This window comes from Limnohabitans sp., assembly GCF_017848645.1.
In the GTDB taxonomy this organism is placed as follows: Bacteria; Pseudomonadota; Gammaproteobacteria; order Burkholderiales; family Burkholderiaceae_C; genus Limnohabitans_A.
Map to the genome: position 1 here is coordinate 121,912 of NZ_JAFEIF010000041.1, position 10,026 is coordinate 131,937.

Here is a 10,026-nt window from a genome sequence, read left to right on the forward strand (position 1 = left end):
AATTTGACCCCACCGTTGCTTTTTCATTTCTGGAGACTCTCATGTCCGGTATCAACTACAGCGAAAAAATCCCCAACAACGTCAACTTGTCGGAAGACCGCACGTTGCAACGCGCTTTGGAGCAGTGGCAGCCCAACTTCATCAACTGGTGGGACGACATGGGCCCCGAAGGCTCCACCGACATGGACGTCTACCTGCGCACAGCAGTGAGCGTGGACCCGCAAGGCTGGGCCCAGTTTGGTCACGTCAAGATGCGCGACTACCGTTGGGGCGTGTTCATGAACCCCGGCGAGCAAGACCGCAAGATCCACTTCGGTGACCACATCGGCGAGAAAGCCTGGCAAGACGTGCCTGGCGAACACCGCGCCAACCTGCGCCGCATCATCGTCACGCAAGGCGACACCGAGCCAGCGTCTGTGGAGCAGCAACGTCACCTGGGCCTCACGGCCCCCAGCATGTACGACCTGCGCAACCTGTTCCAGATCAACGTCGAAGAAGGCCGCCACCTGTGGGCCATGGTGTACCTGTTGCACAAGTACTTTGGCAAAGACGGCCGTGAAGAAGCCGACGCTTTGCTCCAGCGCAACAGCGGCAACGAAGACAACCCCCGCATCCTGCAGGCCTTCAACGAGAAGACGCCTGACTGGTTGTCCTTCTTCATGTTCACGTACTTCACAGACCGTGACGGCAAGTTCCAGTTGTGCGCTTTGGCCGAGTCAGCTTTCGACCCGCTGGCCCGCACCACCAAGTTCATGCTGACCGAAGAAGCGCACCACATGTTCGTGGGCGAGTCCGGCGTGAGCCGCACCATCCAGCGCACGGTGGACGTGATGAACCAACTCAAAACCGACGACGTGGGCAAGCTGCGTGCAGCGGGCGTGATCGATTTGCCGACCATCCAGCGTTACATCAACTTCCACTTCTCGGTGACCATCGACTTGTTCGGTGCCGACGAGTCTTCCAATGCTGCCACCTTCTACAGCTCGGGCCTCAAGGGCCGTTACGAAGAGGGCAAGCGTGGCGATGACCACATCTTGAAGGGCAACAGCTACAAGATCTTGTCGGTCGAAGACGGCAAGTTGGTCGAAAAAGAAGTGCCGATGCTCAACGCTTTGAACGAAGTGCTGCGCGACGACTACATCACCGATTCCAAAGGCGGCATTGACCGTTGGAACCGCGTGATCACCAAGGCCGGTATTCCTTTCACCTTGACCGCGCCCCACAAGGCGTTCCACCGCAACATCGGTTCTTTGTCCGGCTCCAAGATCACGCCCGATGGCCGTGTGGTGACCGACGCCGAGTGGATGGCCAAAGTGGGCGAGTGGTTGCCCACCAACGAAGACCGCGCTTATGTGGCCAGCCTGATGGGCCGTGTGGTGGAGCCCGGCAAGTTCGCCAACTGGATCGCGCCACCCGTCATGGGCATCAACCGTCAGCCTGTGGACTTTGATTACGTCCGCTTTAACTGATTGAGTCTCTGATTTGACTGCTGCCTCTGTTTTTACGGGGGGCGGCAGTTGACAGAGAAAGGGGCGGGTTCGTCATGCTGGTGTACCAGAAGTCCTCACCCGCCCCTTTCTCTGTCAACTGCATGGGGTTTGTTTTGCGTCCGGGTTGTCTTTGGATAACTGATGCGCTAGGTTGTTGAGTGGTCTGCCTTGAGTGGAGGCGGTCATTGAAAGGGCAAGGGGCGGGTTCCTCATACCAGGGTACCGAAAATCGTCACCCGCCCCTTGCCCTTTCAATGACATGGGTGGGCTGAGCGATCAGGGTCCCTTAGACTCTGAGCGTTGAAGCAGGCACAGAGCGACGGAATGGCTTGGGGCCGGGCACCGATTTTCCGGTACTCCGTATGAGGTGCCCGGCCCCAAGCCATACCGTTGCGGACCACGCAGACCCAAGACAGCAAACGACAAAACTGACAAGAGAGCCAAGACATGAGCACCGAAGCGACGCTGATCAAACAACACCTGATCGACCCGGAAATCTGCATCCGCTGCAACACCTGCGAAGCGATCTGCCCCGTGGGCGCCATCACCCACGACTCGCTCAACTACGTGGTCAAAGCCGACATCTGCAACGGCTGCATGGACTGCATCTCGCCATGCCCGACAGGCTCGATTGACAACTGGCGCATGGTGCCCAAAGTCCGGGCTTACAGCATCGAAGAACAACTCAAGTGGGACGAACTGCCAGCTGAGTTGAGTGCTGAAGAACTGGCCGCTGCAGGTGGGGGTGATGCCGCTGTCGCTGAACAAGAAGCGCAAGCCGCTGTGCAAGCTGCCGCCTCTTCTTCATCCGCCGCCAGCACCGCAGTGGCTTCGGGTTTCAACTCCGCCCAATTTGGCGCGACCATCCCCCCTTGGTCGGCCGCCCACGCCTACACCAACCTGTATGGCCCCAAAGCCGCCGAGAAAACCATCACCGCCACCGTCACCGGCAACCTGCGCGTGACCGAAGTCGGCCAACAAGACGGCCAGAAAGACTACGACACGCACCACATCGTGCTTGACTTCGGCGGCATGCCTTTCCCGGTGCTCGAAGGCCAGTCGATCGGCATCATCCCGCCTGGTGTGGATGCCAAAGGCAAGCCGCACCATGCCCGTCAGTATTCGATCGCCAGCCCCCGCAACGGCGAACGCCCGGGCCACAACAACCTGTCGCTGACCATCAAGCGCGTGCTCGAAGACCACGACGGTCAACCCGTTCGCGGTGTTGGCTCCAACTACATGTGCGACCTGAAGGTGGGTGACAAGGTTCAGGTGATCGGGCCGTTTGGCGCGAGCTTCCTGATGCCCAACCACCCCAAGAGCAACATCATCATGATCTGCACCGGCACCGGTTCAGCCCCCATGCGCGCCATGACCGAATGGCGTCGCCGCTTGCGGGCCAGCGGCAAGTTCGAGGGTGGCAAACTGATGCTGTTCTTCGGTGCCCGCACGCCTGCCGAGTTGCCTTACTTTGGCCCGCTGAACAACTTGCCAAAGGACTTCATCGACATCGAATTCGCCTTCTCGCGCGAAGTGGGCAAACCCAAACGTTATGTGCAGGACGCCATGCGCGACCGTGCGGCCGATATCGCGGCCCAGCTCAAGGACCCGAACACCTGTTTTTATGTGTGCGGCCTCAAAAGCATGGAAGAGGGCGTGGTGATGGCATTGCGCGACATCGCACAGAACGCCGGGCTCGATTGGGATACCATCGGCGCGGCGCTGAAAAAAGAAGGCCGTTTGCACCTCGAAACCTACTGACCACGCATGGCGAATACCACCCACATTGGCCTGGACCAAGTTCGCCAGCAACTGCGTCAACCCCGAACGCAGCTCAAAGGCCGTCAGGTCATGCCCGAGGCCCGCTCAGAGGTGCAGGCATTGATCGGCATGCCGCCTGCCGAAGGCCACCGCCGTGATCTGCTGATCGAGCACCTGCATGTGCTCAACGACCACTTTCATGGCCTGTTCGAGCGCCACATCGTGGCTCTGGCCGCCGAGATGCGCCTGCCTGTGGTGGAGGTGTTCGAGGTCGCATCGTTCTACCACCACTTCGACATCCTGAAAGACGACGCCACAGCCCCGCGCATCACTGTGCGGGTGTGTGACAGCCTGAGCTGCAGCTTGGCCGGCAGCGACAGCTTGTTGCGCCATTTGCAAAACGATCTGCTGGATGTGAAGGTGGTGCCTGTGCCTTGTCTGGGCCGCTGCGAGCAGGCACCTGCTGCGCAGGTGGGCCAGCAGGCGGTGGCACATGCCACCTCTGATGCGGTGGCGCAGCGCGTGGCCCAAAATCAGACCGAACCGAACCCACTTCCCGACGCGATTCGGCTGGCGGCTTATCGGCAAGCGGGCGGTTACCAGTTGGCGCAGCAGATCGCAACGAGTTTGAAAGACCACGAATCGGTCATCCAGTGCCTCGAATCTTCCGGCCTGCGCGGCCTGGGCGGCGCGGGTTTCCCGGCCGGGCGCAAATGGCGCATCGTGCGCAGTCAGCCCGGCCCACGCTTGATGGCGGTGAACATCGACGAGGGCGAGCCCGGCACCTTCAAGGACCGCACCGGCTTGGAGGCCGACCCGCACCGCTTCTTGGAAGGCGTGCTGATCGCCGCCAGCGTGGTGGGTTGCGAGGCGGTGTACATCTATTTGCGCGACGAGTACCACGAAGCCCGTGTCTTGTTGACCCAAGAACTGGCCGCTTTGCAGGCCAACCCACCATGCGCCTTGCCACGCATCGAACTGCGCCGGGGCGCGGGCGCTTACATCTGCGGCGAAGAGTCGGCCATGATCGAAAGCATCGAAGGCAAACGGGGTGAGCCGCGCATGCGCCCGCCCTACATCGCCGAGGTCGGGTTGTTTGGCCGCCCGACGCTGGAACACAATTTTGAGACCCTGTTTTGGGTGCGCGAACTGATCGAGCAGGGCGCAGACAGCTTTGCATCGCAAGGACGCCATGGCCGCAAAGGCCTGCGCCGTTTCAGCGTGAGCGGCCGCGTGAAGCACCCAGGCGTCAAGCTCGCGCCTGCGGGCATCACGCTACGCGAACTGGTGGATGAATATTGCGGCGGCATGGCCGAAGGGCATACGCTCTATGCTTATTTGCCCGGCGGGGCCAGTGGTGGCATCTTGCCCGCGCGCTTGGCCGATGTGCCGCTCGACTTTGACACGCTGCAGCCGCACGGCTGCTTCATCGGCTCGGCCGCCGTGATGGTGCTGGGCCAACACGACAGCGCCCGCGAAGCGGCTCTGAACGTGATGCGCTTTTTTGCGCACGAAAGCTGTGGCCAGTGCACGCCTTGCCGCGTGGGAACCGACAAGGCGGCGCAGCTCATGACCGCCCCGGTGTGGGATACCGACACCCTGCAAGATCTGGCGCAGGTCATGGGCGATGCGTCGATTTGTGGTTTGGGCCAAGCTGCGCCCAATCCGATCCGTTGTGTGCTGGACTACTTCCCGCACGAAGTGGGCGCAGAGGTGAAAGCATGAGCACGGTTCAATTCACCCTCAACGGTCAAAGCGTCGAAGCGCCTGCCGGCCAAAGCATTTTCAACATCGCCAAAGAATTGGGCATTGCCATCCCGCACCTGTGCCACAAGGAGGGCCTGGCGCCCGACGGCAACTGCCGCGCTTGTGTGGTCGAAATTGACGGTGAACGGACCTTGGCCCCCAGCTGCTGTCGCAGCGCCACTTCGGGCATGAAGGTGCAAACGAACAACGAGCGGGCCGTCAAAAGCCAGAAGATGGTGCTGGAGATGCTGCTGGCCGACCTGCCTGAGCAGGGCCACAAATGGCTGGATGACCGCTTTGATGCCCCGCACGGCGAGTTGAGCCAATGGGCCGAGCACCATGACGTGCAGGTGCGCCCGCAACTGGCGGCCCTGCGTCGTGAAGCCGTGCCCGCCGACCTCTCGCACCCGGCCATGGCCGTGAATCTGGACGCTTGCATCCAGTGCAACCGCTGCCAACGCGCATGCCGCGACCTGCAGGTCAACGACGTGATCGGTCTGGCTTTTCGGGGCGCGCACACCCAAGTGGTGTTTGACCTGGCCGACACGATGGGCGGCAGCAGCTGTGTGGGTTGCGGCGAATGTGTGCAGGCCTGCCCCACCGGCGCACTCATGCCCAAGAGCCACATGGGCCCGCAAACCGTGGACCGCGAAGTCGATTCGGTGTGCCCATTCTGTGGCGTCGGTTGCCTGGTCACCTACCAGGTGCGCGATGAAAAAATCATCAGCGTCAAAGGCCGCGAAGGCCCGGCCAACGAAGGGCGGCTCTGCGTCAAGGGCCGTTTTGGCATGGACTACATCCACAGCCCGGACCGCATCACCAAGCCGCTGATCCGCAAGCCGGGTGTGGCCAAAGACCTGGGCCTGATCGATGGCCACACCGACTGGCGCGAAGTCTTCCGAGAAGCGACTTGGGAAGAAGCGCTTGATCTGGCGACGAAGCCTCTCAAAGCATTGCGGCAAGAGCACGGCCCCAAGTCACTCGCCGGTTTCGGATCGGCCAAGGGCAGCAACGAAGAAGCCTATTTGTTCCAGAAGCTGGTGCGCACCGGCTTTGGCAGCAACAACGTGGACCACTGCACCCGCTTGTGCCATGCGTCCAGTGTGGCGGCGCTTTTGGAGGGCGTGGGTTCGGGGGCCGTAAGCAACCCGGTGCGCGATGTTGAGCATTCCGACCTGATCATCGTGATCGGCTCCAACCCCACCAGCAACCACCCGGTGGCCGCCACCTGGATGAAGAACGCCGCCCAGCGCGGCACGCGCATCGTGCTGGCCGACCCGCGCATCACCGACCTCGGCCGCCACGCCTGGCGCACCTTGCCCTTCAAGGCCGACACCGACGTGGCCCTGCTCAACGCCATGCTGCACGTCATCGTGACCGAGAACCTGTGCGACGAAACATTCCTGCGCGAGCGTGCCGACAACGTGGCCGAACTCAAGGCCCATGTGCAGCCCTTCACGCCCGAAGCCATGAGCGCGATCTGCGGCATTGAGGCCGACACCCTCCGCGAAGTGGCGCGGGCCTATGCCAGCGCCAAAGCCGCCATGATTTTGTGGGGCATGGGCGTGAGCCAGCATGTGCACGGCACCGACAATGTGCGCTGCCTGATCGCGCTGGCCAGCATCACCGGCCAGATCGGCCGCCCCGGCACGGGCCTGCATCCGTTGCGTGGCCAGAACAACGTGCAGGGCGCGAGCGACGCGGGCCTGATCCCGATGATGTACCCCAACTACCAGCGTGTGACAGACAAATCGGCGCACGACTGGTTCGAGAAATTCTGGGGCACGAAGCTGGACGACCAACCCGGCTACACCGTTGTTGAAATCATGCACAAGGCTTTGGCGCCCGACACGGACCCGCACAAGGTCAGGGGCATGTACATCCTGGGCGAGAACCCGGCCATGAGCGACCCGGATTTGAACCATGCTCGCCACGCGCTGGCCAGCTTGCAGCACCTGGTGGTGCAAGACATTTTCTTGACCGAAACCGCTTGGCTGGCTGATGTGGTGCTGCCCGCCAGCGCCTGGCCTGAAAAAACCGGTACCGTGAGCAACACCGACCGCACGGTGCAGATGGGCCGCCAGGCTGTGCTGCCACCGGGCGATGCGAAACCCGATTTGTGGATCATCCAGCAGATGGCTGCTCGCTTGGGCCTGAACTGGGCCTATGCAGGCGAGCACGATGGCGTGGCTGCGGTGTACGAAGAAATGCGCCAGGCCATGGCCCCGGCGATTGGCGGCATCGACTGGGCGCGGCTGAATGCGGGCTCGGTCACCTACCCCTGCGTGAGCGCCGACGATCCGGGCCAGCCCATTGTTTTCCACGACCACTTCCCCACCAAGGACGGACGTGTCTGGCTGGTGCCCGCTGCGCTGATCCCGGCCAACGAGCAGCCCGATGCCGAGTACCCGCTGGTGCTGATCACCGGGCGGCAGCTGGAGCACTGGCACACCGGCAGCATGACGCGCCGCGCCACGGTGCTGGATGCGCTGGAGCCTGCGGCCACGGCCTCGATGCACGGCAGCGAGTTGCAGCGCTTGGGCTTGCAGGCCGGGCAGTGGGTGCGCTTGGCCTCGCGTCGGGGCCAAGTGCAGTTGCAGCTGCGGCAAGACGACGGCACGCCGCTGGGCACCGTGTTCATCCCCTTTGCCTACCAAGAGGCGGCAGCCAACTTGCTGACCAACGCGGCGCTGGACCCTTTTGGCAAGATTCCCGAATTCAAATACTGCGCGGTGCGCGTCGAGGCGGCTCAGGCGATCCAAGCATAATCGGCGGCTGTTTCAAGGCGATGCAGACAGGCGACGGTGCCTGGCAGCGTGCCAACCCACCGATCAGGCCAAGGAGGCCGTTTTGAATCTGAATTTGCAAATCATCTTCTGGATGGATGCGTTTTTGTACCTGATGCTGCACACCGCCATCTGGTACGGGCTGGCCCGCTATCGCAGTCCTGTGGTGGTTTTGTGGAGTGCCTCGGGTATTTTGAGTGCGCTGAGTTTGTGCGTCTTGGGCGCTTATGGTTTGTTGAGTGCCGATGCGGTGGTGGTGGTGGGTCAGTTCATGATGGCTGCGGGCAACTGGGGCCGACAAGTGGCTTTGCGCTCGCTCAATGGCCCCCCTTCGAAGTTGTGGCTTTGGAATTCGGTTGGTGGGAATGTGGCCTTTTTGGCGCTGAGCTATGGTCTGCATTTTTCGGGTCAACCCGAGGGCACGCTGATCCTGTTGTTTTGTGCTTTCTACAGCGTCAATTCCCTGGAGTATTACTTTTCCGGTCGATACATTGCGCGCACGGATGCCCCCAAAGGGGCCCATTCCGTGATGTGGGCGGGGCTGATCTTGGCCGCGACTTTGGGCACCAAAACGATCGCCATGTTGGCCGGTGTAGGCGCCGAAAAGTTGTACGAACCATCCTGGGACAACGTCTTGGTGTTCATTGGGCAATTCACGGGCATTTTGGTGCTGTGTGTGGGTTTCTTGCAGATTTTTGTGGAGCAGGACCACCGGCTCAAGATCGCCATGGAGCAACAACTGGCGCGCGAGCAAGAGCGTGCCGCGCTGGCTCTGCAGCATACCCAGGATCTGAGTGCCTTGTTGATTGAACGCGAGGAGATCATTCGGCAACTGACGCTGTCCAACAAGAGTGCGGGCATGGGGGCGCTGGTGGCCAGTTTCGCGCATGAGTTGAACCAGCCACTGACGGCCAACTTGCTGCACGCCGAACTGGTGCAAGCCAAGCTGGAGGAAGCCCAGCGCGAGCAGTCCAAGCCCAATCTGGACATCCTCCACAACGTGGTCGGTGCCATCGTCCACGACACCCAGCGTGCCGCTGACATCATCCGTAAACTCCGAAACCTGTTTCGCATGAGCCGTGGTGAGCACACAATTTTGAAACTGGACGACTTGGTCCATGAGGTGCTTGATCTGGTTCAGTCGAAAATGAAGAATGTCGGCATCGTCTCGAAAACCGAATTGGACCCCAGTTTGCGACTGCATGGCGATGCGACCCAATTGCAGCAAGTGATCCTGAACCTGCTCAACAATGCCATCGATGCACTGACAGAGTCCGGACGGCCGCAGCTTGAGCTGCACATCCGTTCCAAAGCTTCGGGGCAGCACCTGGAGCTGGAGGTGGAAGACAATGGGCCAGGCATCGCCCCGGATCGTAAGGACGACGTGTTCAGCCTGTTCAAAACCTCCAAGTCACAAGGCATGGGGGTGGGCCTGTGGCTCAGCCGCTCCATCGTCGAGACACACGGTGGTCGCTTGACCTTCCAGTCCGAGCCCGGTCGCGGTACGGTTTTCACTTTGCGTTTACCCTTGCTCGGTCATGCTTGATGGGTGAACGGGGGCAGCCCCGCGAAAAGAAAGAGCGCAATGTCTGTTCATGTGGTGTCTGAAATGGCGGTGCTGATGCGCCGCGAAGCCGTGCAAGGGGCCATGGCCCGCTGGCAGTCGCACCGCTGGGTGCTGGCCGATGTGGTGCCGCAAGAAGCCGGTTTTGGCCAGGCCCCGCGTTGCCTTCGCCAAACCGATGACGAAACCCTGTGGCTCTACCCGGGCTGGTCACTGGAGCTGTTCAGCGACGATGCCGAAGGCTATTGGCTTAACCTGACCTCGCCCACCCCCAGTTTTTTTGTGATGTGGCGTCTGCAGGAAGACGCCCATGAAGAGCCTCGCGCCGTGCCACAGGCCCTGAGCCTGAGTTACCACGATGCAGGCCGTTGGCTCGATGCTCAGGAAACCGTGGAAAACGTGCCCGCTTCGCCCGAGGTGGTGGCCCGCTTGCAGGCCTTCACCGACGCCTTTTATGTGCCCGAAGTCAAGCGCCGACAGCGCCCGCAAAGCTTTCAGGGCCTGACCGACCGCTTTGGTCAGCCCGCCTCGGTCAGCACGGTGGACAAGCGCCGCGGCCTGGGCGGCAAAGGGGCCGAGCAAGGGGCAGACCGGTCAGCCATGGGCCCTAAGGAGGGCAGTGCATGAGCGAGCCTTTCTTCAGCCGTTGGTCGCAGCGCAAACAGGCGCTGGCCCGGGG

Annotated in this window: 6 protein-coding genes; all 6 read left to right on the forward strand. The window is 61.6% G+C overall.

The features are described from left to right. Window positions 1–41 precede the first annotated feature (41 nt). The 6 genes from boxB to QZ190_RS09405 all read left to right on the forward strand — a co-directional run bounded on the left by boxB (window position 42) and on the right by QZ190_RS09405 (window position 9,974). Entirely contained in the window at window positions 42–1,469 is a 1,428-nt protein-coding gene (boxB, locus tag QZ190_RS09380; protein ID WP_291915497.1) for a benzoyl-CoA 2,3-epoxidase subunit BoxB, read from the forward strand. 468 nt (window positions 1,470–1,937) lie between these two features. Next, window positions 1,938–3,251: a benzoyl-CoA 2,3-epoxidase subunit BoxA gene (gene boxA / locus QZ190_RS09385; RefSeq protein ID WP_291915498.1), complete on the forward strand. Its 1,314-nt coding sequence runs from the start codon at window positions 1,938–1,940 to the stop codon at window positions 3,249–3,251. A gap of 6 nt (window positions 3,252–3,257) precedes the next feature. Next, window positions 3,258–4,976 carry an NADH-ubiquinone oxidoreductase-F iron-sulfur binding region domain-containing protein gene (locus QZ190_RS09390; RefSeq protein WP_291915499.1) on the forward strand — a complete coding sequence of 573 codons (1,719 nt, stop codon included), beginning with the start codon at window positions 3,258–3,260 and terminating at the stop codon, window positions 4,974–4,976. Next, the gene (gene fdhF, locus QZ190_RS09395; protein ID WP_291915500.1) at window positions 4,973–7,765 is read left to right on the forward strand and encodes a formate dehydrogenase subunit alpha; all 2,793 of its coding nucleotides are present in this window, start codon (window positions 4,973–4,975) and stop codon (window positions 7,763–7,765) included. Before QZ190_RS09390 ends, fdhF begins: the two co-directional genes overlap by 4 nt. Window positions 7,766–7,847: 82 nt before the next feature. Then, window positions 7,848–9,329 carry a HAMP domain-containing sensor histidine kinase gene (locus QZ190_RS09400; RefSeq protein WP_291915501.1) on the forward strand — a complete coding sequence of 494 codons (1,482 nt, stop codon included), beginning with the start codon at window positions 7,848–7,850 and terminating at the stop codon, window positions 9,327–9,329. Between the two features lie 39 nt (window positions 9,330–9,368). Continuing rightward, on the forward strand, window positions 9,369–9,974 hold the full coding sequence (locus QZ190_RS09405; RefSeq protein WP_291915502.1) for a DUF3305 domain-containing protein: 606 nt from the start codon (window positions 9,369–9,371) through the stop codon (window positions 9,972–9,974). Window positions 9,975–10,026 lie beyond the last annotated feature (52 nt).